The organism is Sporosarcina sp. FSL K6-1522 (assembly GCF_038622445.1).
Lineage (GTDB): Bacteria > Bacillota > Bacilli > Bacillales_A > Planococcaceae > Sporosarcina.
Genome location: NZ_CP152019.1, coordinates 1,004,456 through 1,028,894, shown reverse-complemented (window position 1 = coordinate 1,028,894; position 24,439 = coordinate 1,004,456). Strand labels below are relative to the sequence as shown.

Genomic DNA, 24,439 nt, shown 5'->3' with positions numbered 1-24,439 from the left:
TCCGTCCTCCTCACTCTTTAATTTCCACGTATCCTGTCTCTTCAACAATCTCCTGCCCCTGCTCCGACAAAATCCAGTCGATAAAGGCCTGAACATGTGGATTGTCACTATCTGCCGTGACTGCATACAATTCGTTCGTAATCGGATAATCACCTGAACGAATGGTTTCCTTTGTCGGTTCAACACCATCAACAGCAAGTAAGCGAATACTCGCATTCTTCGTCATTTCCGTTGAATAGTATCGAAATGTATAACCAATGGCATTGCTGTAGTTTTTATAGTCGGATACTTGGTCGATAATGGTGCCCATAAGCGACGCAATGTCTTCCACAGGCGGATCCATAATCGGTACATCGCCCATAAAATGCTGAAGCGCAGTCTGACTGCCACTATCTTGCGGTCGTTGGAAAGCACGAATCGCCTTGTTTTTACCGCCAACTTCTTTCCAATTCGTTAGATTGCCAGAATAAATGCCTTTGATGTCATCCCGCGTTAAGCTTTGCACAGGATTTTTATCATTGACGAAGAACACGAAGGCTTCTTTACCAATCGGCGTCAATGTCAGCTCCTTGCCTACTTGTTTCGCCTTGGCCAGCTGCTGTTCGGATGGAGCCAATACAAAAATCATATCCACCGAGCCATTGAGCAGATTTTCATACGCTTCGCCCGTCCGATTCGACATCACTTCACTTTTATAGGGATAATACTCTCCCTCAGGATAAACCGCCTGCGCAAAAGCCGCATAAACCGGGTAAAGGGCAGTCGCCCCATCAATCACCGGTAAATTCTCCTCTATTTTGAAAGTCGAAGGCTCATTGAGCACCACAGCTTTTGAATTGTCCGTAAAAGGTGTATACACATACAAATCCACATCGCCATCCCGCACAACAGGCCTTGTTTTATGATAAATTCCTGGAATTGTAGCGATTAACGACAGGACAACAGCCCCCATGAAGATGCGATACACCATCTTTCTATACTTCTTTTTATCGTAAATCTCTACAATACTTATGACACCCACACCTGCGTAGAGGATTAGCAGAAACGGCAGTAAATAAGAAAGCCCCTCGAACCAAATATAAAGTGCACCAATAAGTACAATCGGCAACAAAAAGCCCATGATGACAATGAATAATACAATGTCCCCGGTTGCCCGCAAAATATTTTTTTCTCTCTCCATGCTACACCCCTTTAAATTTCTGATATATGTAAATTTTACCACAAAAAAATCCATTCCGCGTGTAGAAGAATGGATTTTTTACTTTTCACTGGAAAACAGTGACCTATACTATTTTTCGAGGGATTCCGTCTCTCTCACTGAATCCTTGTCGTTATGCTGCCCGTCTTTTTTAGGCGCTGACGCTTCCTTCTGCATCACAACTGCAGAAGCAATTAAGACCGCAATGATGCCTATAAACGCAATTCCCAAAAGCCATAATACATTTGTTATAATGCTCACCCCAACAACCGTTTCCTTATTCTCTATACGCCATGACTACAACTTTCCTTCACAATATGTCGCATACCCGACCGACTTGTCCGTCTTCAAGACGCACTTTAATGCCATGTGGGTGAAAGCTCGAATTCGTCAATAAATCCTTCACAACGCCCTCCGTTTTAACACCTGTCCGCTGATCTTTCTTCAAAATAACCGCTACTTTCAGGCCTGGCTTAATATCTGCACGATTTTGTCCACTCATGAGTTACTCCTCCTTTCTTTTCTGAAACACACTTTGCACGACATGAGCAATTCCCGTATGCAACTGCCCTTCTACACGATGAACTTCCCCGATGTGGAAATGTCTCACGAAATAGCCATCAAATTGTTGAAGCAATGTCATGGGGTCACAAAGTAATTCTTCATTCCGAGGGCCACCTGTCCCATAGTGGAGTTGTTCTTTTGTGTACAGTTCACTTAGATAATAACCGCCTGGTTTTAGCGCCTTTTTGATACCTGCCAAAGTCTGCTCCATCACGTTTTCTGGAAAATGACCGAAGATGTGGACGATGGCATCCCACTGCTCTTCTTCCCAGTCCACTTCCGCTAAATCACGCAGTTCGGTTTTAACATCGACACCTTTTTCATCTGCAAGCTGCTTGGTTTTATCCAACCCAGCTTGCGCATAATCCCATGCGGTCACATCAAAACCTAGGGAAGCCAAATAGACTGCGTTCCGCCCCTCACCTTCTGCAATACACAACACTTTTCCCCTCGATAGATCTTGTACTACCTCAACAACAAATTCGTTCGGCTTTTTACCGTAAACGTACTGCTCTGTGGAAAAACGTTCATGCCAACTGTTCGTCATCCGGTCATCCATCCTTTTGCATTTATTAGGTCTAGTTTACCATAAACAACGCTCAGGTTACTTTACAGTAGACTCCAGTGTCAGTCACTGTTTGATTTGACGTAAAATCATGACTTCCGTATACAATTTGTAAAATGACTTGCTAAACTATATCACTTAATGATATATTACTTTCAGACATATCACTAAGTGATATAAATGGGGGTATTCATTTGAAACCATTAAAACAACTCACGGATTCGATGTTTTACATTATGGCTGCATTGACCGAACCGCGGCATGGCTATGCGGTGATGGGGTTAATTGAGGAAACGACAAAGGGGGTATTTGTGATTGGACCTGCTTCACTTTATACCATTATTAAAAAGTTGTTAGATCAAGAACTGATTGTTTTGCACGATGACTCGGACTCACGTCGGAAAGTGTATGTCCTGACTGAATTGGGGCGGACTATGTTAGCAGAAGATATGGAACGTCGAAAAGTAATGATTCAATTGGCGGAAAGAGGCTTACAAAGGGGGAATCTATGATGGCGAAAACAAAGTATATGATGTCGAAAGGGTTAGCCTTCGAGGAAGCAAAGGATATGCAAAAGCTTCGAAAAAAATCATTAGCAGGTTGGCATCTAAAACGCTGGCGATTCATGGGCTATGGACTGGAGCAAGGTGAAAAAGAGGATGTGATCTATAGCATCGATTATCGGGATCTCACCCCTGGAGAAGAGGCAGAGTACTTTGAGCTATTTGCGGTTAGCGGCTGGGAGCATGTTTGCTCGGACTATGGGACGCATATATTCAAAGCGAAGCCAGGTACAAAGCCGATTTACAGCGACCCGGAATCTTCCATTGATAAGCTAACGCGGCAAGGCAAGTCTGTATTTTTAGCGACACGCATATGTCTGCCCATCACCGTCATCCTCGGGCTCATCACGCAATTCACATCTGGCGGCGTACAAACCGTCTTGAGCTGGGTATTTATCGCTTCACTCTTTATCACAATACCCGCCATCATGACTTCGCTAGCGGTTCTTTACCATAAATGGAAAGCGAGAAAATTGGTTTAACAGTCATAGAAAAAAGATCCTACTCGGATCTTTTTTCGTCATCCACATATACGCTTTTCAAAACAAACTCCCCACAAACGCATCCAACCGCTCTTCCATCATCGCATCTGTCAAATCCGTCACGCCAAAAGAAGCCCAGCCCGGATAAACAGTTGGAGGCCCATCTAAGAAATCAAATGCCGACACAATATCCCAATATGAATCATATGGAAATGAAGTGCCTGCCGCCTTTTTATACGCTCGCAAGAACAAATCCGCCACTTCAACGCCATACAACAATGCAAGATTCACACGACAATGCCCTATATCAATGCCCGCCGGACCGAGACACGCATTTGGCCAATCCACAATGCCACTCACTTCACCATTCAGCCAAAGAATATTTGCCGGATGAAAGTCACGGTGAATAAACGTCTCTTTAAAATCAGGCACTGGGCTCTGTAATTGGTCGAATGCTGCTTGCCAAACAGCTTGCTTCTTCGTCCACTTAGGAACTTCTACCTCATCCCGACTAGTGTAAGATGCATATTGCCATGGAAAATGCGCCACCGCCAACCCGTGAATCCCAATAAGCGCTGTTGCCAATCCTTCTACCCACTTCTCGAAATCAGCGGGTTGTAACTCAACACTTCCTTCTACTTTCGTCATCAAAATAGACGGCAATCCGCTAATTTCTCCTGTTTCATCAAAAGCAATGAGAGATGGAGCCAGTAATCTGCCAGTTGACGCCTTTTGTAAACTCATCGCTTCATGGCGCACGACATCTGGCTCTTCCAACAACCATTCTTGATTGTCCAATTGCCGTAAAACGACGACCCCTTTTATCGTTGTCATTTCATACAGGGTAGAGGACGTACTCCCCGGCAATTGCCGCATGGATACAACCGCCGTTCCTAGTTCTTCCTCAACCCAACGCTTCGCCTTTTCAAGCGCATTCTTCATATTCCATCACCTTTTCTATCTTCGTACAATAGGCTTGTTTTCGTTATGTGCGCTTCACACGTCGTTTTGCGTGGTTCACTCGCCACATTGCACGGTCCACACGCCGCATTGCGTGGTTCTCTTCCCACATTGCGCGGTTCTCTTCCCGCATTGCGCGGTTCTCTTCCCGCATTGCGCGGTTCTCTTCCCGCATTGCGCGGTTCTCTTCCCGCATTGCGCGGTTCTCTTCCCGCATTGCGCGGTTCTCTTCCCGCATTGCGCGGTTCTCTTCCCGCATTGCGCGGTTCTCTTCCCGCATTGCGTGGTTCTCTTCCCACATTGCGCGGTTCACTTCCCGCATTGCGCGGTTCTCTTCCCGCATTGCGCGGTTCTCTTCCCGCATTGCGCGGTTCTCTTCCCGCATTGCGCGGTTCTCTTCCCGCATTGCGCGGTTCTCTTCCCGCATTGCGCGGTTCGCATGCCGCATTGCGCGATTCACACCCCACATTGCGCGGTTCACATGCCACATTGCGTGGTTCACACCCCACATTGCGTGGTTCACATGCCACATCGCGCGGTTCTCTTCCCGCATTACGCGGTTCGCATGCCACATTCCGCGATTCACATGCCACATTGCGCGCTTCGCCAAAAATCACCCCCGATACATCACATCTCCCGCCACAACCGTCATCACAACGTTCGCATCCACAATCTCTTCATCTGCCACTTCAAACAAATCCCGGTCCAGCACTGTAAAATCAGCGTCAAACCCAACCGCCAACTTCCCGCGAACATCCGCCTTACCAATCGTCGCTGCACTGCCCGTTGTAAACAAACCAACCGCCTCAAAGCGACTCAGCTTCTCATGCGGCAAATAACCGTCATGTGTCTCACCTGGTTTTCGACGCGTCGCTGCCGCATAGATACCAAGTAACGGGTCCACCTCTTCCACCGGCGCATCAGATCCACCACCGCAAATAAACCCGTGATCCAGCAACCTTTTCCAAGCATAAGCCCAACCCAAGCGCTCTTCTCCCAGTCGATCCATCACCCATGGAAAATCAGACGACACAAAAATCGGTTGCACATCCAGAATCACCGGCAACTTCTCCATACGCTCCACCAAATCATCACGCAACACATTGACATGAATCAAACGATCACGCTTGCCCTCTGGCACCGGATATTTCTCGATAGCATCCAACGCTTTTTCAGTTGCTCCATCCCCAATCACATGGACAGCAATCGCCTCACCATGCTCCCGAGCAAGCTTCACAAGCTCATCAATTTCCTCATCCGTCAACACCGTCATCCCCGATGTTTCAGGCGTATCTGCATAAGGTGCACTCAACAACGCTGTCTTTCCGCCCAACGCTCCGTCAATGAAAAACTTCATCTCCCCCGGATCAATCCACGGTTCACAATACGTTGCTGCATCCGCCATCAACTGCGCAAAAACCGTCGACCTTCGAAGCAAATGCGCACGAAATTTCTTCTCTTCTCCAATGACATTTTTAAACGCTTGCAACGGATTACGATAATCCCCGTAATAACCAAGGTCATCCGTCACGGCACCCGTCAAACCAAGCGCCAACAAATCATCAACAGACTTGCGCAACGCACGTGTCAACGATTGTTCCGTCGGTTCAGGGGCAACATTCAATACAAGATCCTGCGCACCTTCAAGCAATAAACCCGTCGCTTCCCCATTCGCATCCCGAACAATGACACCATCCTCTGGATCCGGCGTATCCTTCGTAATACCCGCAAGCTCCAGTGCTTTTGAATTCACAAGTAGCACATGTCTACATGTCCGTTTCAATAGCATTGGCGCAGCCGTCACCTGATCCAATTCATGACGTGTGAAGATCTTTTTATCTGGAAAGTTGTTTTCATTCCAACCTTCCCCCACGAACCACTCATCCGCCCCCAAGCCCTTATGCGCACCTAATAACATGTCCATCATCTCATCAGCCGACGCCGCTTTGGATAAATCCAAACTCAACAACTTCTCTCCATGCCCAATCATATGCATATGGCTGTCGATAAACCCTGGATACAAAACAGCCCCACCTAAATCGATTTCCTCATCTGCCTGTCCTTGCAACTCGTCATATGTGCCAGTCGCAACAATTTTACCGCTTTCCGTCAACAACGCCTCTACCTTGCTACCTTCTTGTTCCATCGTATACAACGTACCGTTTTGCCATAATGTTTTCATCTCAAATCCCCCTATCTCTAGTACTATTCTAAACTTTCGGGCAATGTTCTGCTACAATGAAGCTATTGAATCAAAGGAGGAATTTACAGATGAGATTAACCGTTTACTTAGCAGGCGAAATCCACAGTTCATGGCGTGAGGAAGTGAAGCTAAAAGTGGCAGCATTGAACTTGCCGATCGACTTCGTCGGCCCAATGGAAGACCATGACCGATCCGACAATATCGGCGAAGACATTTTAGGCAAACAGCCAGACGCCATCTTCAAAGACGCTGCCGCATCCAGCTTCAATAATTTACGTACGGAGCTTTTAATGAAGAAAGCCGATCTCGTCATCGCACTTTTCGGCGAAAAATACAAACAATGGAACACAGCAATGGACGCAAGCGCCGCCATCGCATTTGGCAAACCACTCATCCTCATTCGCCAAGAAGCACATCATCACGCACTCAAAGAACTATCACGCAAAGCAAACGCCACCGTCGAAACCGTCGACCAAGCCGTCAAAGCCTTACATTATATTTTTGAATAAAATCCATTTTTCAAGCCTATTCAAGGTCCAATGGACAAATCAAGCGCAGACGCCTTAAATGGGGTAGCCGAAGCCATAAGACTGACAGCGAAGCAGCCTGGCTTATGGCGAAAGGCATCCCTAACGTCGAAGCGACGTTCAATGGGACACTATGTCTAATACTTATCTTTTATTCATCCCTCTCTTTACAAACTCTTAACATTCCCTTCACACACCCTCAACAATCCTCCGTTACTATAAAGAAAGAGTAGAGCAGTTCAAAAATAACTCCTACATCGAACGGAGGATACTCATGACAGTACTAATGGAACGTAAAGAAGAAACGAAATTGCATGTAATGGAAAATACAAATTGGCACAAACCCGTCTATGAAACAAATGGCTTGAACCTTTGGTATGGCTCATCACACGCATTAAAAAATATAAATCTTTCCATCAATGAAAAAGAAGTGACAGCTATCATCGGTCCTTCCGGCTGCGGGAAATCCACTTATCTAAAAACGCTCAATCGCATGGTTGAACTTGTACCCGATGTCACGATTTCTGGCAACCTAACATTCCAAGGCAACAATATTCTTGGCAAAGCAATGCCTGTTGAACTGTTACGCTCAAAAGTCGGCATGGTGTTCCAAAAACCAAACCCATTTCCAAAATCAATCTATGAAAATGTGGCATTCGGTCCGAAAATCCACGGTATCCGCAACAAAGCAACACTCGATATCATTGTCGAAGACAGCTTACGTAAAGCCGCCCTGTGGGATGAAGTAAAAGATCGCCTCCACAAAAGTGCTTACGGACTTTCTGGCGGACAGCAACAACGTCTTTGCATCGCTCGCTGCCTAGCAGTCGATCCCGAAGTCATTCTAATGGATGAGCCTACATCTGCTCTCGACCCCGTTTCGACACATAAAGTGGAAGAGCTCATCGATGCTATTAAAAATGATGTCACCATCGCAATCGTCACACACAACATGCAGCAAGCAGCAAGAATTTCAGACCGCACCGCCTTTTTCCTAAACGGTGAAATTGTCGAATGTGATCGAACATCTACCATCTTTAATAACCCTACTGACCCACTGACAAACGACTACATTAACGGTCGTTTCGGTTGATTTGCAACCATCCTTGTAGCCAAGGATGGTTTTTTATTTATTAAACTTAATGTTTACAAACCCTTTACACTTTCATCATACTCTATTTACATTCAACACTTATACTAACAATAGAAAGAGAACATCTTTCACAAAAATAGATCCGTTTTAGGGGAGGACAATTCGAATGAATTTTAAAAAGTATCTTTTGTTCCTAGTAGTGGCTGCACTCGCAATAATCACTGCAGCATGTGGGGCGGATTCAGGGAAAGAGAAAAACAACGAAGAGAATGACAGCAATAACAATACAGAAGAAGCAGCTGATTTAGAAGGCAGTGTCACTATCGACGGATCGGGAACTGTTTACCCGTTAATGGCACGAATCGCTGAAGAATATATGCTAAACGAACAAGAAAATGTTTCTGTCGAAGTGAGTCGTGCAGGTACAAGCGCAGGATTCAAGAAGTTCCTAGTGGAAAATGGCACAGACTTCAATGACGCTTCACGTCAAATCAAAGACGAAGAAACAGCAGAAGCAGAAGCATTGAATATGGAAGTCAAAGAATTGAAAGTAGCTCTAGATGGCTTAACTTTCGTTATCAACAAAGACAATGATTGGGCAAAAGAAATGACACCTGAACAACTGATTAGCATTTTCAAAGCAGACGGTGGCGTTGAAAAATGGTCTGACATCAATCCAGACTGGCCAGCAGAAAAGATCAACCCAATGGGACCGAACGAAAACCACGGAACGTATGAGTTTTTCTATGAAAGTATTCTCGATAAACAAGACCTAGTTAGCAACGTTAATCTGCAACAAGACTATTCAACACTTGTAAAATTAGTATCTGAAGACAAGAATGGCATTGCCTTCTTCGGATTTGGTTACTACGTCAACAACAAAGACAAACTAGCAGCGGTTCATGTAGACTTCGGAAATGGCGCAGTCGAGCCATCACTTGACACAATTGCAGAAGACGGCGACTATGCCGACTTCACTCGCCCAGTCTTCACGTACTTGAACGTAGACAACGCGAAAAGTAAGCCACAAGTACTCGATTACGCAATTTACGCAATGAACAATGTCAATACGTTTGCAGGTGAAACAGGATTCGCACCGATTCCTGAAGCAGAAGCAAAAGAGAACGTCGACTTTTTAAACGGCTTGAAGTAAGAGCGAAGTCTAATTGCAAGCAAGCTGGCATCTGTTGTTTATCACCGCCTTGAGCCCCTTTATCACTGCCACGGGCTCAAGGCGGATATTCTATTACTATCCATATGTTAGAAGGAGTGCTCTGCAGAATGCCTACAAACAACAATCCAACGACTGAAAAAAATGTGAACGTTCGGGAATTAATGGAACAAAAAAGGCAATCGAGAAATATCAAAGAACTCTTTGAAAAATCGATTCCCTTCTTTCTTTTTTTAATCGCTTCCGTCTCTGTCCTCACAACTGTCGGGATTATTTATACATTGTTATCGGAAACCATCGAATTTTTCAAGCGTGTTCCGATTGTCGATTTCTTTACAGGAACGGTGTTGAAACCGTTAAGCCAAACACCTGAATTCGGTGTACTACCGCTTATCATGGGTACCATCACTTCATCCCTTATTGCTATGGTCGTTGCTGTTCCCATCGGACTAATGACTGCCATCTACTTAAGCGAATACGCATCAGATCGTGTGCGCAAAGTATTTAAACCGCTCTTAGAAATATTGGCGGGTATCCCAACGATTGTTTATGGATTTTTCGCATTTACTTTCGTTACGCCGCTGCTACGCGAATTGATTCCGAGCCTGCAGGCAACGAATATTTTAAGCCCCGGTATCGTCATGGGAATCATGATCATTCCAATGATTGCTTCTTTATCAGAAGATGCCATGAGTGCTGTTCCCAATTCAATGCGTGAAGGTGCGCTTGGGTTAGGTTCAACAAAATTAGAAGTGACGAGAAAAGTCGTCATCCCTGCCGCTCTATCTGGTATTATCGCTTCTTTCGTGCTAGGTATTTCACGTGCGATTGGCGAGACGATGATTGTGACCATTGCGAGTGGTAGTACAAAAAACTTCACGTTCGACATTACGCAATCCATGCAAACGATGACAGCTTATATCGTCGAAGTAACAGGTGGCGATGCAGCCGCTGGATCGACGGTCTACTACAGCCTATATGCAGTCGCTATGACTCTATTTGTTTTCACATTAGTGATGAATATGATTGCAAGAGCGGTTTCACGTAAATTTAGGGAGGAATATTAACATGCAGCAAGCAAGTCCTAGCAGCCTAACTAGAAGAATGAATGCCCGATTGCTGCTCAATACCGTTTCGAAGTTCATCTTCCTAGCTTCTACGCTTTTTGGTCTCGTTGTACTTTCCATCTTAATTTACCGCGTGGTGTCGCAAGGAATTGGTTGGGTCAACATGGATTTTCTCACAGGTAAACTATCTACCCAACCTGAACGTGCAGGAATCATGGGTGCCATTCTTGGTACATTTTGGCTCATGCTCGTCGTTGCCCCCGTCACCATGTTTTTAGGTGTCGGGACAGCCATTTACTTAGAATTATATGCAAAAAAAGGGCGCGTACAGGCAATCATTCAAACGAACATCGCCAACCTAGCAGGTGTTCCCTCTATCGTTTACGGGATTTTAGGATTAACCGTTTTTGTCCGAGCTTTACATTTCGGGAACGTCGTCTTAGCAGGCGGCTTAACAATGGCGCTCCTTATCCTTCCTATCGTCATCGTCGCAAGCCAAGAAGCAATTCGAGCTGTTCCTAACCATTTAAGTGAAGCATCCTTCGGTATGGGCGCTACTAAATGGCAAACGATTAAAAGCATTATCTTACCCGTTGCGCTTCCAGGTATTCTAACAGGCGCCATTTTATCGCTATCACGTGCAATCGGTGAAACAGCTCCATTAGTCGTCATTGGTATTCCAGCGTTGTTGCTACCTTTCCCAGGAAGCATTTTCGATAAATTCACGGTGCTACCTATGCAAATCTACTATTGGACACTCGATTCTTCACTCACTGCGGAATATGCAAACTTAGCAGCTGCAACGATTATCGTTTTACTCGTAGCCCTGCTCCTATTAAACTCGACTGCCATCGTCATTCGACATAAATTTCAAAAGAGATACTGAGCCTTGGGTGCCAGGCCACTGCTACAATTCGCGTCTTTCCGCGAATTGTAGCAGTGCCTGGCACCTAATATTTTACCTACGGATGCCTTTCCTGTTCCTGCATGGTAGACTATGAATAACTATGCCACCTCAAGAACGGAGCTGAATGACATGCAAAAAGACGGCATTCGACAACGGTATTTAACCATTACGATTACCATTATGATTATTTTAACGCTCGTGACAGCCGGTATTTATATCTATGCGAAAAAATCCTGGGATCACTTTGTAACAGAGCAAGAAAATCTGTTCGAAAAAGCACACGAAATCGACGATCTTGCCGATGCGACTACCGGGCTATTCTTCCGTGTCCGCGGTTACTATGCTTTCCAACTCGACAGTGAGTTAGCAATTGCATACCAGGAAATTGAAACAATTAAAGAAACCATTGAAAAACTTAAAAAGCGTACATTAACCGACGCTGAACAAGACTTGGTCAATGAAATCGAAACATTCCTCGGACAATACGAAGAAGAAGTATTGCCACAAGCACTCGCCTTTGTACAAGCAAATGACTATGAAGGATTACGTCAGCTATCGCTTAGCGGATCGAACACAACCGTCAACCGACTCGTCGATTATTCAAACAGCTACAATCAGCAAGTCAACACTGGCCTGCATAGCGTTTTTGAAAAAACAACGCAGCTCTTAAATGGTTTCTTTCTACTACTCTTTCTATTAGGCTTGATTTTACTATTGTTCACCATTTGGATGATTTGGCAAGTCGTTTACCATTTCATACGCCCAATCGAACAGATGAGAGTAGCCGCAGATAACTACCAAAATGGAGAAGAATTCATCTTTAAGCCAATCATCCGTTCTGATGAAATCGGTGCACTATCCGATTCTTTCGCAAAAATGATTGACACGATTAATGTCAAAGAACAAAAATTAGTCGCACAAAATGACGAGCTGCTATCACAGCAAGAAGAACTATTCGACAAACAAGCCAAAATGGAACATGCCCTTTCGGAAGCGCGTCATTCAAAATTTCGTCTCGAGCGCTATAACGGCTTGAACCACCACCTATCCTTCACGCTCGACAAACAGGAATTAGCCGATACCGTCCTCGACTATTTTAAAGAACTATATGCCATCGACCTTGGCGCTTTTTGGTTACCGCAAAGTGGCGAATACAGCCTAAATAATATTACGGATCACATGTTTGAAGAGTTCAAGGAGAAGCAACTGCACTATGTAAAACTACGACTGGAAAAAGAACCTTATTACGTGCTCAAACGGGAAGCAGATTACGAAAAAGGAATTGCCACTTCTCAAACGTATGTCTACGATCTTATGGCTAGCGTTAAAGATAGTGAGGGAAAATTCCATATCACACTGGCCCTGTCCCGAGTGGGGCGTACATTCACTAAGGATGATCTCCATGACATTTATGGCATTCTCAATCGAGTTGCGCTCGCCGTCGATCGAATTGAGCAATATGAACTCGTCAATCACGAGCGTGCGTTAAATCAAAACATCCTCGATAACGTGACAGAAGGCATTCAATTTGTTTCAAATTCAGGAAACATGCAAAAGTATAATCAAGCATTGTTCCGATTACTCGATATGCCTGCTGACAGCACCGAATGCCCGACCGATAAAAACGGATGGATTCGCTGTTTCATGGACAAATCGAATGACGACGGACAGCTACAACAATTTTTCGAGACATCACTTGCATCCCAAACAACGAACGTCTCTCAAACGTCTTATACCATTCAAGGTGACACCTTAAAAGTGCTAAATGTCTATAGTGTCCCTGTTATGATGGAAGGCGAAAAGGCAGGAACGGTTTTTGTTCATCGTGATATTACACAGGAATACGAGATTGACCGCATGAAAACCGAACTTGTATCGACCGTAAGCCATGAATTGCGAACACCTTTATCCAGCATCCTTGGCTTTACAGAACTGCTACTATCAAAAGAAATGGACACGAAGCGACAAAAACGTTATCAAGAAACCATTCATAAAGAAGCGAAAAGACTAACAAACCTTATTAACGATTTCTTAGATTTACAGCGCATGGAGTCAGGCAATCAATCCTACGACATACAAGAAGTCAATCTATCCGAAATTACTATACGGGCAATTGAAAATTTCCCGAAAAATGATGCGCATGCAATCACGCTTGTAGATAACACAAGTACACCGATTCTCTATGCCGATCAAGATCGGATCCTTCAAGTATTTACAAACATACTCAGCAATGCGATTAAATTTTCACCAGAAGGTGGAGCTGTCACCGTCTCCTTATCGACAGAAGGCGATCAAGCCATCGTCGCCATCAAAGATGAAGGAATTGGTATTCCAGCCGAACAAGTCGATCATCTCTTTGAAAAGTTCCACCGTCTCGACAATAGCTATAGCCGTAAGATTGGTGGCACAGGACTCGGGCTTGCAATTTGCCGCGAAATCATTGAGAAACATAATGGCGCAATTTGGATTGAATCTGAAGAATACAAAGGGACAACCGTTTTCTTCTCCTTGCCCATCAAAAAAGTTATAAATACAGAAATGCTGTCAGCGAATAAGCCTGCTGTTGTTGTCGTCGAAGATGATGACAGTATTGTATTGTTACTCGCTGAGGAATTACGAATGAAAGGCTTCTCCTTCATCTCCCATTCGGAAGTACAAGCTGCCTTTGACTATACAAAAGATCAGCAGCCAGATTGTATTGTCATTGACCTGATGCTGAGAGATGACCAAACCGGTTGGGATCTTATCAAATTATTGAAAGAGGAAACTTCAACACAGCATATTCCAATCATTATTTCTTCTGCACTTGAAAAACAAGAAGAGCTAATCGCCGAATATCAAATCGATCATTATATGACAAAGCCTTATCCGCTCCATCAACTATCTGAAACAATCGCGATTGCACTTGAAAAGAGAGAGGGAGTCATCTTATACCCCCATTCATCTCAAGGCGGTCTATAATCTTCAACAACCAAAGCCTCAGGGAGCCAATTCCTGAGGCTTTGGTTTATCGCTGTAAAATTTGTTTAACTAACGCTACCAATTCGGCTGGGCTAAATGGCTTGGCCATAAAGTAATTTGCCCCAAACCGCTTAGCCATTTCACGATCTCCTTGCTGCGCTTTAGCCGTCAGCATAATAATAGGAACGTCCAGCGAAAAGGATTGTATCTTATCCAACACTTCCATCCCTGTCAGCTGCGGCATCATATAATCAAGAATAATGACATCGTACTGACTATTAGCTATTTTCTCATAGCCTTCTAGCCCATCTTCCGCTTCTTCAATCGTATAGCCTTCAAATTCAAGCGTATCCGTTACGAGCATCCTAAGTACCTCATCATCATCCACAACAAGTATTCTTTCTACCATCATTCAATCCTCCTAAGTGTGTGAATAGAATGTCAATTGAGTAGCTTACTTGCCAATTGCTGAATTCGTGCTAATACGTCCTCAGACCGGAATGGCTTCATAATATAATCATCAGCCCCAAGCCATAACGCCGCCTTAATATCAGCGTCACTCGTTCGCGCAGTCATCATAGACACTAAGACATTCTTTTCAACCTCTTCATTTTTCTTTAGGCGTCCTAGCACTTCCAAACCATCCATTTCAGGCATAATCCCATCTAACAGCACGATATAACGCTCTTCCGGGCTATACCAATCTGCTTCGAGAAACGCTGGTCCATTGGCATATGTTTCTACTGTAATATCAATATCCGGAGAAGTCCATTCGACTAATTTTCTCTGGAGTACTTCCCGTACAAGTATGTCATCATCCACAATAATAATGTGCAACTTCCGTTTGGCAAGCGACTTTTTCTCATCAAAAATAACTGTCCGATTTCGTCCCGTCCGCTTGGCCTCATAAAGCGCCTGATCGGCTGTAGAGATCAGCTTGTCTGTATCCTCTGCATACATCGCTATACCTGCCGAAAACGTAACAGAGAACGAGTAACCAGCCTCTTCAAAGATTAATGCATTAAATTTTGTCCGAACTCTTTCCAAAAAGACAGCCGCTTTTTCCGCTTGCACCCCCGACAACAGAATGGCAAATTCCTCACCGCCATAGCGAAATGCTTGGTCGACTTCCCGTTTCTCCTGATTGATGACTTCGCATAGTTTCCGTAAGACTTCATCTCCCGCTGGATGACCATATGAGTCATTGATCTTTTTAAAATGATCTAAATCCATCATCACTAGCGAAAAAGGGACGCCTGATCGATCAGACAACTCCGCATGATGTCGTATCGCTTCATCAAAATACTTCCTGTTCCCCACTCCCGTCAATCCATCTGTTATAATCGATTTTCCAACGGTTTTTCTCATTTTATCGCGATTGAACAAATAAGGTAAGAAAACTTCAAGATCGAGTGGCTTTCCTATGAAGTCCATCGCACCATTTTCATAAGCCTTAATACGATTTTCTTTCGACTGATCCACACTCGTAACCATCAGTGTCGCTCGCCTAGCCATCGCAGTATCAGATATTTTGCTAAGCACATCGAAACCAGACATATCCGGAAGAAACAAGTCAATCAATACAAAATTCGGTCGCATGGAATAGAACTGATCAATTCCACGCCTACCATTCAAAGCAATCACTACTTGTGCCCCCAATGCTTCTAACAGTTCTTTCACATAGGAGACAAACTCCAAATCGTCGTCAATTATTAAGAAAAATACTTCCTCATCGAACCGCTGCTGGTAAGTTACTGGAATAATAACTTGGTTTTCTTCCATCCCCTCTAAAAAACTACTAATCTTGTCAAAAAAATTAGTAAGGGAAGACATTGCGATTTCATTATCATTTTCAAGTGATAAGATCTCCAGATGAGATGAACAAAAAATGGAAAGCGCTTCCATCCCAATTGTGCCCGATGTCCCTTTCAACATATGTAAAAAGTTATACAATTCACTTTCCGTTATAACATCCTTTGTTTGCCATTCAGAAAATGTCGTCTCGACTCGCTCAGAGAGCATCTGACGGTAATCCTTCCGCTTCATATTCATCCCTCCTTGCAAATACATGTCTCAGATTGAAAAAATCTTGCTTATTTTAAAACAAACTGGAAACACCTAAAGTTTAGGTATTTCCAGTTCTTAAGTCGATCACTTATTCAAGTCCCATCTCTTTCCGTACAACATCCGCAATCTGCTCAACATAACGCGTGCAATCCTCTTCATTCGGCGCTTCTACCATGACACGAACGAGTGGCTCTGTACCCGAAGGGCGAACGAGAACACGACCATTGCCAGCCATTCCCTGCTCAACCGCTGCAATCACTTCCGCCACATGCGCATTGTCTGTTACAGCATTCTTATCCGTCACACGCACGTTGACAAGCTGCTGCGGATAAATCGTCATCTCACTCGCAAGTTCAGACAACTTCCGCCCCGTACGCTTCATAATATTCACAAGTTGAAGACCTGTCAGAAGCCCATCACCCGTCGTATTATAATCTAGGAAGACAATATGACCTGATTGCTCTCCACCGAAATTATAACCGTTTTTGCGCATCTCTTCTACCACATATCGGTCACCGACAGCGGTTTGTATGCTTTTCATCCCTTGTTCTTCAACTGCTTTATGAAAGCCTAGATTACTCATAATCGTGGACACAATTGTCCCTGACTGTAGGCGTCCTTCTGACTGTAGATGACGACCAATAATATACATAATTTGATCGCCGTCAACAATGTTCCCTTGCTCATCGACAGCAATCAGACGATCCCCGTCACCATCGAACGCTAAGCCGATATGAGCTCCTTTTTCGACGACTAGCTTCGCTAATTCTTCAGGGTGCGTGGAGCCAACGCCTTCATTGATATTCAATCCGTTTGGTGAAGCACCCATTGTCGACAAATCAGCATCAAGATCCGCAAATACATGCGTCGCCAACGACGATGTTGCGCCATGTGCACAGTCCAGTGCTACATGTAATCCCGTAAATTCCTCGTCCACTGTTTGTTTTAAATACTGAATATATTTGTGACCGCCCTCGAAGTATTCCGTAATTGCACCAACACCTGCTCCAATCGGGCGAGGAATTGTATCCTGCTCTTCATTTAACAATCGCTCAATTTCTTCCTCTTGTGCATCCGTTAACTTATAGCCATCTGCACCAAAAAACTTAATACCATTATCTGCAACAGGGTTATGTGAAGCAGAAATCATCACACCCGCCTGCCCATTCATCACGCGGGTTAAGTAGGCAACTCCTGGCGTACTAATCACACCTAAGGTCATCACTTCAACCCCTGTAGATAATAGACCCGCGATGAGCGCACTTTCAAGCATATGACCTGAAATCCGGGTATCACGTCCGACAAGTACTTGTGATTTGCCATCTGAGTCTTTTGTCAATACATGGCCACCGATTCTACCGAGTTTAAAAGCGAGCTCCGGTGTCAATTCTTCATTTGCCACGCCGCGGACGCCATCTGTTCCGAAATACTTTGTCATTTCCATTCTCCCCTTTAATTCTGTACATTCAGTCGTATTCTTTTATCAATTACACCAAGGCGTAATTGTGTCGGGTGTTTGAACTTCTGCTGATTCATGCTAAGCAAGTTCAATCATCATCGTTACTTTTTCATCTGACAGTTTCCATTGGACATTTGTAGGTCCTTCCACTGAAACCGCAAACGTTTCTTCTCCTTCAGCTACCGTCCCAGACGCATCAATATACACTGCGAAATCGGATATTTTTAGCGCATCAATGACAGCTTGATCCGCTGTCACTGACAATGCTACTAAGCCACTTGCTGGTTTTTGGAAGGAGCTTTTATATTCACTACTTAGACCTTTTACTGTAATTGGAATATTATTAAATTCTATCGTAACGACCTTGGCTACCGGCTCTTCTGGAACTTCTGGATCCTCAGCCTCCACATCCACATCGCCATTTGATACCGCCACACCCAATTTCACCTTGAGCTTATCCAAGGACATCCTTGAAATCCCTTTTGGTTTTTTCAAGTCAATCTCTTTCGTTCCGTTCTCTTTTACTTCAGTAATATCTACGTCTACGCTAAATTCTTTCATCTGATCTAACACTTTCCTCGAGCCATATAGCACAATCGTCTTCTCATCCGTTGTGATTGAATCGATGGTTACACCGTCTCCAGCTGCTCCACGCGAAGTTAGTACAATCGGTAGTTCTTTATGATATTCCTCAACTTCAACTTTGACGGTCACTTTTTCAGGCACAATCGTCACATTCAACTTGTTCAAATCCCGATCCAGGACGCGGACATCCGCTTGTTGCTCAAATGACTTCATAATGCCCGGCTCACCAACCACTGACGCCTTCACAAAACTAATCGAGTCAATCACACTTTTAGGTCCCGTTACCTCAATGGTCTTCGGTTCAACTTCCATTTTTACAACGCTATAATCTTCAGCAAGCAAGCGCTGATTGAGCTCCGGTTCAACCTTGAATGTTTGTGTGATTTTCTCCTCAATAACTACATCAATCACTGCTGGATCTAACTGCACTTGTAATTTATCCGATAAATTCTCAGGTTCAATACGCACGGTATGCTCTCCGATGAGTAAGTCCCGTAAATCCACACGCAACGTGAAATCTTTTCGCAATTTTGTAGACTGAACGATGTTCGCCGGTCCATCAATCGTCACATCCACAGTTTCAGGAACTCCCGTCACCACAAGATTTTCTTCGTCATAATAGACTTCCACTGGAACACCTTCGATTGTAGCTTCCGTATCTCCAGCATTTTTACCGGCTATTTTTTCATCATCCGCCTGCACAGAGAAAAAGAGCAAAATGGCAAGGGCCAATGCCGTTAAACGGAGAAACCATGGGCTATCCATAAATTTATCCATTTTTTCTCCTCCACTTCCATAGAGAGGTCGTCTCCGGTTGCTCACTTTCTAAACCGAACCAAGATTTTCGTAACCGCATTTCAAATTCTTCCATACCTAGATTACGATTAATATCGCCATCCGTCGTAATGCTTACCGCCCCTGTTTCTTCCGACACAATAATCGTAATCGCATCCGTCACCTCACTGATGCCAAGTGCCGCCCTATGCCGCGTCCCTAGCTCTTTGGAGATGAATGGACTTTCGGATAGCGGCAAATAACACGCTGCAGCCGCTATCCTATTTCTTTGAACAATGACTGCACCATCATGAAGCGGTGTATTGGGAATAAATACATTAATTAACAGCTCCGAGGAGATTGTTGAATCCATTCGTGTACCGGTTTCAATATATTCGCTCAGTCCCGTTTCTTTTTCAATGGAAATAAGGGCCCCTATTCGACGTTTTGCCATATAACTAACGGATTTTGTAAAAGCCTCTATCAGTCGATCACGTTCTTCTTCCTCCTGCATCTTCGTTCGTGCAAATAGGCGTCCTCTCCCTAACTGTTCAAGAGCACGACGAAGTTCCGGTTGAAAGATAATGATAATGGCAAGGAATCCGTATGTCAAAACTTGGTCCATCATCCATAAAAGAGTATTAAAGCCGAAGAATTCCGTCAACGTACGCGCAATAAGCAGTACGAAAATCCCTTTTAACAACTGAACCGCTTTCGTTCCTTTAATAATTGTAATCAATTTATAAAAAACAAACCAGACAAGAAGCACATCCACGATATTAACAAGTGCCATGACTGGACTCAAATCAATTAAACCTTCCCATTTTGGCATGTGCTTCGCCTACCTTCATAAACAGTTTCTTCTGCGTCCAGTATAGCACAACGATATGCAACTTTGCTTCCTTGAAGACGACAAATGAGCGACTGCTACAAACCACTTTGAACGGTTTGTAGCAGTCGCTAGACTTACTCCTCGCCCTTATCTGAAGAAGAAAAGATGTCTTTCGCCGTTTTCTTTATTTTATACCATAACCAATCGAACACTTCATCAATTTCCTCGCTTGTACCTGTTACAATCGCCGTAGAAGCCATATATTTTGAACCATGGATGACTGTCACATCGCCATCTACTTCCCCTTCGATTCGAAGCGTACCATTTTTCACAACGATGTCTCCTTCTACCTTTTCACCTTCTGGAACAAGCACAGTTTCTCCCTCAATGACAAGATTCGGTTGCTTCGTCACTGAAAATTGCTGATCATTGCTATAACCCGAAAATAGCGACGCACTCATTAGTATGAAAAACATCGCAGCGGCGGCAAGAAACGGATGACCGCGTAACCAACGCTGAATGCCCACCTGTGATTTCTCTTTCGGAAGGCGTGCCATCACACCTTCTACAAAATGATTGGGCGCCTCCACCGCAGTAGCACTACCGATAAATGTAATGGCCTCACTCAGCCCATTCATGATTTCTCGGCACTCTGCGCAGTTCGCTAAGTGCTCTTTCAATTCTCGTTCTTCTTCAAGTTCTATATCACCGTCTAAATACGCGTGCATGTAATGGACAACATGTTCTGGACATGATTTCATATCAATTACCTCCTACATATTACCCATCTGTTTCCGAAGAGCTTCTCGCCCGCGGTGAACACGGGTTTTCACTGTTCCCAATGGCAAATCCAAAATGTCGCTAATTTCCTGCAACGGCAACTCCTCTATATAGCGCAAAATAATAGCGGAACGATACTTCTCCGGCAGTCTACCGATTTCGTATTGTATTCTCTCTTGCATTTCCATCTTTTCCACTTCTTCTTCCGGCAACTTACCCGTTGCTGCCACTTGCGAATACATATTCAAACCTTCCGTCCCCGGTACTTCCGCATCAAGATAATAATCCGGTTTCTTTTTTCGGATTCGATCAATGCATAAATTCGTCGCAATTCTGAATAACCACGTTGAAAATTTTCGCTTCTGATCAAACGTATGAATATTAATATATGCTCGGACAAAGGCTTCCTGGGCGATATCTTCTGCCTCCTGGGCATTATGAAGCATCCTATAGCATACCTGATACAGTCGATGTTGAAACAAGGTTACGATTTCTTCAAACGCATCCTGATTGCCTTTCAACACGTCATTTATTCGTTTATTCACCAAATCATCCAATAGATCTCATCCTCCGCTCTATGCGGCTGTCCCTTCTATACGTATGAAGGCATCGACAGGTTTCATTTTTCGTTAATTATATTTTAACAAAGATTCGTTACCATATCTTCCTTTTTACTGAAATTATGAAATACATGAGCAGCACGGATGGTTTCGCAGCCGGTTTGCGTGCTTCAGCAACGACTTTGCGCGGTTTCACAAGCAGTTTGCGTACTTTGGAAACACATCCTACAAGAAAATGAAACCATCAAAAAACCGCCCAAACTCGCTGGACGGTCTCTCCTATAAAACCTACAGTAATTTCTCCCCAAACAATGAGCCCATCAGTCCAACCGCAACATCCGCAGTTTTGTTTTTCTCATCAAGAATCGGGTTCACTTCCACAAACTCAGCGGACGTAATCAGCCCGGCATCTTCCAGCATCTCCATAGCAAGATGACTTTCTCGATAACTGATCCCACCCGGTACCGGCGTTCCTACACCCGGCGTATACAACGGATCAAGCCCATCCAAATCAACGGATAGATGAACGCCATCCACTTCACGCGCCTGTAAATACGCAATCGCACTCTCCATCACAGCCGTCATGCCATCCCGGTCGATCTCATGCATCGTATACACCTTAATCCCTTGCTGTTTAATCAATTCCCGCTCGCCAGCATCGACAGAACGCGCGCCAATAATCACAACATTCTCAGGCTTCACTTTCCGGCCCACACGATGCACATTAACCAAACGTTCATGCCCAAAACCAAGACTCGCAGCAAGCGGCATACCGTGAATATTCCCTGATGGCGACGTATCCGCTGTATTCAAATCCGCATGTGCATCATACCAAATCACGCCTAGATTTCGATAGCCGTCGCTAAGCCCTGCAAGTGTTCCGATGGAAATGCTATGATCTCCCCCAAAAACCAGTGGAAACCTCCCTGCTTTCACAACCTCCGAAACTTTCCGCGCAAGCATTTCTGTTGCTTGAACAACTTCCTCTAGGTTTTTCAGCTTAGCATCCTTATGATTTTTATGCTCCACAGCACTTACATGAATATTTCCTTCATCTGTCACCTGATGCCCAATAGCTTCAATTCTTCCAATAGCGCCCGCATAACGAATCGCACTCGGCCCCATATCCACCCCTCGGCGGCTTTGCCCAAAATCAAGCGGCACACCAATCACCGCTATATTCAAATCTCCCATGCCCAATACCTCCCCTATACAATGCATCTATTGTACGTCCATTGATAGGTTTGGCTCAACACAACAAAGTTCTGAATATTTATTCACCATTCAATTATTTTCTCATAAAACGCTCACAGTCTTGTGGTGTAGTAGGTTTGCTATAGTGATAGCCTTGCCCCTCTCGGCAACCCATCTGCAACAAAATGTCAACTTGCTCTTCATACTCGACGCCTTCCGCAATGACGTTTAAGCCAACCGTATCCGCCAACGTCACAATCGCTTTCACAATCGCACGGCTGTCGACATTTTCATGCATATCCCGCACAAAAGACATATCAATTTTCAAAATATCAGCAGGCAATTCCTTTATATAACTAAACGTACTATAACCCGTTCCAAAATCATCAATGGACACAGTAATGCCCATCTCCCGGATTTTCTGAACCGTTTCACGTATCTCATCTTTATCCGCAAATGCGCTTTCAGTCAATTCAATTTCGAGTAATTCTGCTGCTACGCCCGTTTCATCTAAAGTCTCTTGAATCGTTGCTAGAATCGTTGGCTCTTCCAACTGAACTGCAGACATATTAATAGCTGTCCGAAACTTTTGATAGCCACGGTCTTGCCATTCTTTTGCCTGCCTACAAGCCTCGCGCAACACCCATTCCCCCAAAGGTAAAATCAGCCTTGTTTCTTCCGCCATCGGAATAAATTTAATCGGCGAAATTCTCCCTAACTCTGGATGGTTCCATCTAACAAGCGCCTCAACGCCAGTCAGTTCACCTGTTGCCAATCTCACCTTCGGCTGATAATCAAGGCTAAAATGACCGAGTAACACACTTTTCCGTAACTCATTCTCTAGCAAAATTCGCTCCAACGTTTTCGATGCCGTGCCACGCCGATAGATTGCATAGCCACTCCCTCCATGCTCTTTTGCACTAGAAAGCGCTTGTTCCGCCTTCATAACGAGCTCTGATGGATTGACCGCATGCTCTGGAAAAAGAGCAATACCAAAGCTGACTGACGGGGTATGCACCTGCCCAAGTATTTCAATCGGTTCCTCAAGGCATTGCTGAACTTCATGAATAATCCGCTCCGCATGCTCCGCATCACGGATATCCTTCAGCAGTACCGCAAACTCATCTCCCGAAAGCCGACCGACAAAATGCTCCTTTTCTAGCATCTTCTTAAGACGCTTCGCAATCTCCAACAGCACATAATCCCCAGCCTCATGACCATAGGAATCATTCACATATCGAAAGCGATCAATGTTCAAATAAACAAAAGCAAGTTTAGTCTCCTGTTTTTCGGCTATCCCTACTTCTTCACGCAATATTCTTCGAAAAGAAGTTCGATTGGGCACATTCGTCAATTGGTCATAATGGATGAGGTTATGTGTCAGCCGCTCGGATTCTTTCCGTGACGTAATATCATATCGAATCGAAATATATTGATAAGGCTTCCCCTCATCATTAAAAAACGGAACAATCGTTGTGTCTACCCAATAATAAGAACCATCCTTCGCCCGATTGCGGATATCCCCCCTCCAAATATTCCCGGAACTTATGGTGATCCACATGTCCTTAAAGAAATGCCCTGGATGATAATTCGAATTGATGATTTTATGGGTCGTACCAATTAGCTCTTCACTGCTATACTGTGATATTTGAACAAATAGATCATTGACGTAAATGATTCTTCCAGCTCGATCTGTAATCGCCACAATAGCCGACCGATCGAGTGCATCTGCAATATCCTCAAGTAATTTTCGCGAATTCTTATTATGCTCATGGCGTATTAATTCTCGTACCATTTTCCTATCATTAGACATGTAACCATCACTTCTCCTTTCAACTTATTACACATAAGTACTTTTCGAATAGTTATACTTACATGTGATTAAAACTAAATACTCACTCTTATTTATGTGTATCCAGACTCCAGA

General features: G+C 44.2%; 24 protein-coding genes. 8 read left to right on the top strand and 16 right to left on the bottom strand.

The genetic code is table 11. The features are described from left to right. Positions 1-10 precede the first annotated feature (10 nt). The 4 genes from MKY34_RS05035 to MKY34_RS05020 all read right to left on the bottom strand — a co-directional run bounded on the left by MKY34_RS05035 (position 11) and on the right by MKY34_RS05020 (position 2,309). Positions 11-1,180, bottom strand: a complete 1,170-nt coding sequence (locus MKY34_RS05035) for a substrate-binding domain-containing protein (RefSeq protein ID WP_342514125.1) — start codon at positions 1,178-1,180, stop codon at positions 11-13. 108 nt (positions 1,181-1,288) lie between these two features. Then, positions 1,289-1,459 (bottom strand): hypothetical protein, encoded by a 171-nt coding sequence (locus MKY34_RS05030; protein WP_342514124.1) that lies wholly within the window; start codon positions 1,457-1,459, stop codon positions 1,289-1,291. Positions 1,460-1,508: 49 nt separating this feature from the next. Next, positions 1,509-1,700, bottom strand: coding sequence for a YwbE family protein (locus tag MKY34_RS05025; RefSeq protein ID WP_342514123.1), 192 nt, complete (start codon positions 1,698-1,700; stop codon positions 1,509-1,511). Between the two features lie 3 nt (positions 1,701-1,703). Continuing rightward, the gene (locus tag MKY34_RS05020; RefSeq protein WP_342514122.1) at positions 1,704-2,309 is read right to left on the bottom strand and encodes a class I SAM-dependent methyltransferase; all 606 of its coding nucleotides are present in this window, start codon (positions 2,307-2,309) and stop codon (positions 1,704-1,706) included. Between the two features lie 212 nt (positions 2,310-2,521). Here MKY34_RS05020 and MKY34_RS05015 point away from each other — a divergent pair, with 212 nt between their 5' ends. Both MKY34_RS05015 and MKY34_RS05010 read left to right on the top strand, forming a co-directional pair. Beyond that, positions 2,522-2,839 (top strand): helix-turn-helix transcriptional regulator, encoded by a 318-nt coding sequence (locus tag MKY34_RS05015; RefSeq protein WP_342514121.1) that lies wholly within the window; start codon positions 2,522-2,524, stop codon positions 2,837-2,839. Beyond that, positions 2,839-3,372 (top strand): DUF2812 domain-containing protein, encoded by a 534-nt coding sequence (locus tag MKY34_RS05010; RefSeq protein ID WP_342514120.1) that lies wholly within the window; start codon positions 2,839-2,841, stop codon positions 3,370-3,372. Before MKY34_RS05015 ends, MKY34_RS05010 begins: the two co-directional genes overlap by 1 nt. Positions 3,373-3,429: 57 nt before the next feature. On the opposite strand, the gene MKY34_RS05005 is transcribed toward MKY34_RS05010, so the two are convergent. The 3 genes from MKY34_RS05005 to MKY34_RS04995 are packed head-to-tail and all read right to left on the bottom strand — an operon-like array spanning position 3,430 to position 6,514. Beyond that, complete coding sequence (locus tag MKY34_RS05005) at positions 3,430-4,314, bottom strand: aminoglycoside phosphotransferase family protein (protein WP_342514119.1); 885 nt, start codon at positions 4,312-4,314, stop codon at positions 3,430-3,432. A 43-nt stretch (positions 4,315-4,357) separates the two neighbouring features. Next, positions 4,358-4,942: a hypothetical protein gene (locus MKY34_RS05000; protein ID WP_342514118.1), complete on the bottom strand. Its 585-nt coding sequence runs from the start codon at positions 4,940-4,942 to the stop codon at positions 4,358-4,360. A 3-nt stretch (positions 4,943-4,945) separates the two neighbouring features. Further along, positions 4,946-6,514 (bottom strand): amidohydrolase, encoded by a 1,569-nt coding sequence (locus tag MKY34_RS04995; protein WP_342514117.1) that lies wholly within the window; start codon positions 6,512-6,514, stop codon positions 4,946-4,948. 89 nt (positions 6,515-6,603) lie between these two features. Between MKY34_RS04995 and MKY34_RS04990 the strand changes: the two genes are divergently transcribed. From MKY34_RS04990 to MKY34_RS04965, 6 genes are all read left to right on the top strand, one after another. Next, positions 6,604-7,044, top strand: a complete 441-nt coding sequence (locus MKY34_RS04990; RefSeq protein WP_342514116.1) for a YtoQ family protein — start codon at positions 6,604-6,606, stop codon at positions 7,042-7,044. A 337-nt stretch (positions 7,045-7,381) separates the two neighbouring features. Beyond that, positions 7,382-8,155 carry a phosphate ABC transporter ATP-binding protein PstB gene (gene pstB, locus MKY34_RS04985; protein WP_342515194.1) on the top strand — a complete coding sequence of 258 codons (774 nt, stop codon included), beginning with the start codon at positions 7,382-7,384 and terminating at the stop codon, positions 8,153-8,155. 166 nt (positions 8,156-8,321) lie between these two features. Then, positions 8,322-9,308 (top strand): PstS family phosphate ABC transporter substrate-binding protein, encoded by a 987-nt coding sequence (locus MKY34_RS04980; protein ID WP_342514115.1) that lies wholly within the window; start codon positions 8,322-8,324, stop codon positions 9,306-9,308. 128 nt (positions 9,309-9,436) lie between these two features. Continuing rightward, on the top strand, positions 9,437-10,393 hold the full coding sequence (gene pstC, locus MKY34_RS04975) for a phosphate ABC transporter permease subunit PstC (protein WP_342514114.1): 957 nt from the start codon (positions 9,437-9,439) through the stop codon (positions 10,391-10,393). 1 nt (position 10,394) lies between these two features. After that, positions 10,395-11,279, top strand: coding sequence for a phosphate ABC transporter permease PstA (gene pstA / locus MKY34_RS04970; protein ID WP_342514113.1), 885 nt, complete (start codon positions 10,395-10,397; stop codon positions 11,277-11,279). Between the two features lie 150 nt (positions 11,280-11,429). Beyond that, positions 11,430-14,261 carry an ATP-binding protein gene (locus tag MKY34_RS04965; protein ID WP_342514112.1) on the top strand — a complete coding sequence of 944 codons (2,832 nt, stop codon included), beginning with the start codon at positions 11,430-11,432 and terminating at the stop codon, positions 14,259-14,261. Between the two features lie 46 nt (positions 14,262-14,307). On the opposite strand, the gene MKY34_RS04960 is transcribed toward MKY34_RS04965, so the two are convergent. From MKY34_RS04960 to MKY34_RS04920, 9 genes are all read right to left on the bottom strand, one after another. Next, a complete protein-coding gene (locus tag MKY34_RS04960; RefSeq protein ID WP_342514111.1) occupies positions 14,308-14,670 on the bottom strand; it encodes a response regulator in 363 nt (120 codons plus the stop codon). A 32-nt stretch (positions 14,671-14,702) separates the two neighbouring features. Beyond that, positions 14,703-16,307 (bottom strand): diguanylate cyclase, encoded by a 1,605-nt coding sequence (locus tag MKY34_RS04955; protein WP_342514110.1) that lies wholly within the window; start codon positions 16,305-16,307, stop codon positions 14,703-14,705. A gap of 109 nt (positions 16,308-16,416) precedes the next feature. Then, on the bottom strand, positions 16,417-17,766 hold the full coding sequence (glmM, locus tag MKY34_RS04950) for a phosphoglucosamine mutase (protein ID WP_342514109.1): 1,350 nt from the start codon (positions 17,764-17,766) through the stop codon (positions 16,417-16,419). A 99-nt stretch (positions 17,767-17,865) separates the two neighbouring features. Beyond that, complete coding sequence (locus MKY34_RS04945; RefSeq protein WP_342514108.1) at positions 17,866-19,149, bottom strand: CdaR family protein; 1,284 nt, start codon at positions 19,147-19,149, stop codon at positions 17,866-17,868. Further along, the gene (gene cdaA, locus MKY34_RS04940; RefSeq protein ID WP_342514107.1) at positions 19,142-19,978 is read right to left on the bottom strand and encodes a diadenylate cyclase CdaA; all 837 of its coding nucleotides are present in this window, start codon (positions 19,976-19,978) and stop codon (positions 19,142-19,144) included. The genes MKY34_RS04945 and cdaA overlap by 8 nt, the downstream gene beginning before the upstream one ends. Before the next feature lie 134 nt (positions 19,979-20,112). Beyond that, positions 20,113-20,739, bottom strand: a complete 627-nt coding sequence (locus MKY34_RS04935) for a zf-HC2 domain-containing protein (protein WP_342514106.1) — start codon at positions 20,737-20,739, stop codon at positions 20,113-20,115. A 12-nt stretch (positions 20,740-20,751) separates the two neighbouring features. Then, complete coding sequence (sigW, locus tag MKY34_RS04930; RefSeq protein WP_342514105.1) at positions 20,752-21,315, bottom strand: RNA polymerase sigma factor SigW; 564 nt, start codon at positions 21,313-21,315, stop codon at positions 20,752-20,754. A gap of 291 nt (positions 21,316-21,606) precedes the next feature. Continuing rightward, positions 21,607-22,512, bottom strand: a complete 906-nt coding sequence (rocF, locus tag MKY34_RS04925) for an arginase (RefSeq protein ID WP_342514104.1) — start codon at positions 22,510-22,512, stop codon at positions 21,607-21,609. 94 nt (positions 22,513-22,606) lie between these two features. After that, complete coding sequence (locus tag MKY34_RS04920; protein WP_342514103.1) at positions 22,607-24,325, bottom strand: EAL domain-containing protein; 1,719 nt, start codon at positions 24,323-24,325, stop codon at positions 22,607-22,609. Positions 24,326-24,439: the final 114 nt, after the last annotated feature.

Coding starts and splice junctions, on each gene's coding strand:
- MKY34_RS05035 (WP_342514125.1), bottom strand. CDS start 1,180: ATGGAGAGAGAAAAAAATATTTTGCGGGCAACCGGGGACATTGTATTA.
- MKY34_RS05025 (WP_342514123.1), bottom strand. CDS start 1,700: ATGAGTGGACAAAATCGTGCAGATATTAAGCCAGGCCTGAAAGTAGCG.
- MKY34_RS05020 (WP_342514122.1), bottom strand. CDS start 2,309: ATGACGAACAGTTGGCATGAACGTTTTTCCACAGAGCAGTACGTTTAC.
- MKY34_RS05010 (WP_342514120.1), top strand. CDS start 2,839: ATGGCGAAAACAAAGTATATGATGTCGAAAGGGTTAGCCTTCGAGGAA.
- MKY34_RS05005 (WP_342514119.1), bottom strand. CDS start 4,314: ATGAAGAATGCGCTTGAAAAGGCGAAGCGTTGGGTTGAGGAAGAACTA.
- MKY34_RS04995 (WP_342514117.1), bottom strand. CDS start 6,514: ATGAAAACATTATGGCAAAACGGTACGTTGTATACGATGGAACAAGAA.
- MKY34_RS04990 (WP_342514116.1), top strand. CDS start 6,604: ATGAGATTAACCGTTTACTTAGCAGGCGAAATCCACAGTTCATGGCGT.
- pstB (WP_342515194.1), top strand. CDS start 7,382: ATGGAAAATACAAATTGGCACAAACCCGTCTATGAAACAAATGGCTTG.
- MKY34_RS04980 (WP_342514115.1), top strand. CDS start 8,322: ATGAATTTTAAAAAGTATCTTTTGTTCCTAGTAGTGGCTGCACTCGCA.
- pstC (WP_342514114.1), top strand. CDS start 9,437: ATGCCTACAAACAACAATCCAACGACTGAAAAAAATGTGAACGTTCGG.
- pstA (WP_342514113.1), top strand. CDS start 10,395: ATGCAGCAAGCAAGTCCTAGCAGCCTAACTAGAAGAATGAATGCCCGA.
- MKY34_RS04965 (WP_342514112.1), top strand. CDS start 11,430: ATGCAAAAAGACGGCATTCGACAACGGTATTTAACCATTACGATTACC.
- MKY34_RS04960 (WP_342514111.1), bottom strand. CDS start 14,670: ATGGTAGAAAGAATACTTGTTGTGGATGATGATGAGGTACTTAGGATG.
- MKY34_RS04955 (WP_342514110.1), bottom strand. CDS start 16,307: ATGAAGCGGAAGGATTACCGTCAGATGCTCTCTGAGCGAGTCGAGACG.
- glmM (WP_342514109.1), bottom strand. CDS start 17,766: ATGACAAAGTATTTCGGAACAGATGGCGTCCGCGGCGTGGCAAATGAA.
- MKY34_RS04945 (WP_342514108.1), bottom strand. CDS start 19,149: ATGGATAAATTTATGGATAGCCCATGGTTTCTCCGTTTAACGGCATTG.
- cdaA (WP_342514107.1), bottom strand. CDS start 19,978: ATGCCAAAATGGGAAGGTTTAATTGATTTGAGTCCAGTCATGGCACTT.
- MKY34_RS04935 (WP_342514106.1), bottom strand. CDS start 20,739: ATGAAATCATGTCCAGAACATGTTGTCCATTACATGCACGCGTATTTA.
- rocF (WP_342514104.1), bottom strand. CDS start 22,512: ATGGGAGATTTGAATATAGCGGTGATTGGTGTGCCGCTTGATTTTGGG.
- MKY34_RS04920 (WP_342514103.1), bottom strand. CDS start 24,325: ATGTCTAATGATAGGAAAATGGTACGAGAATTAATACGCCATGAGCAT.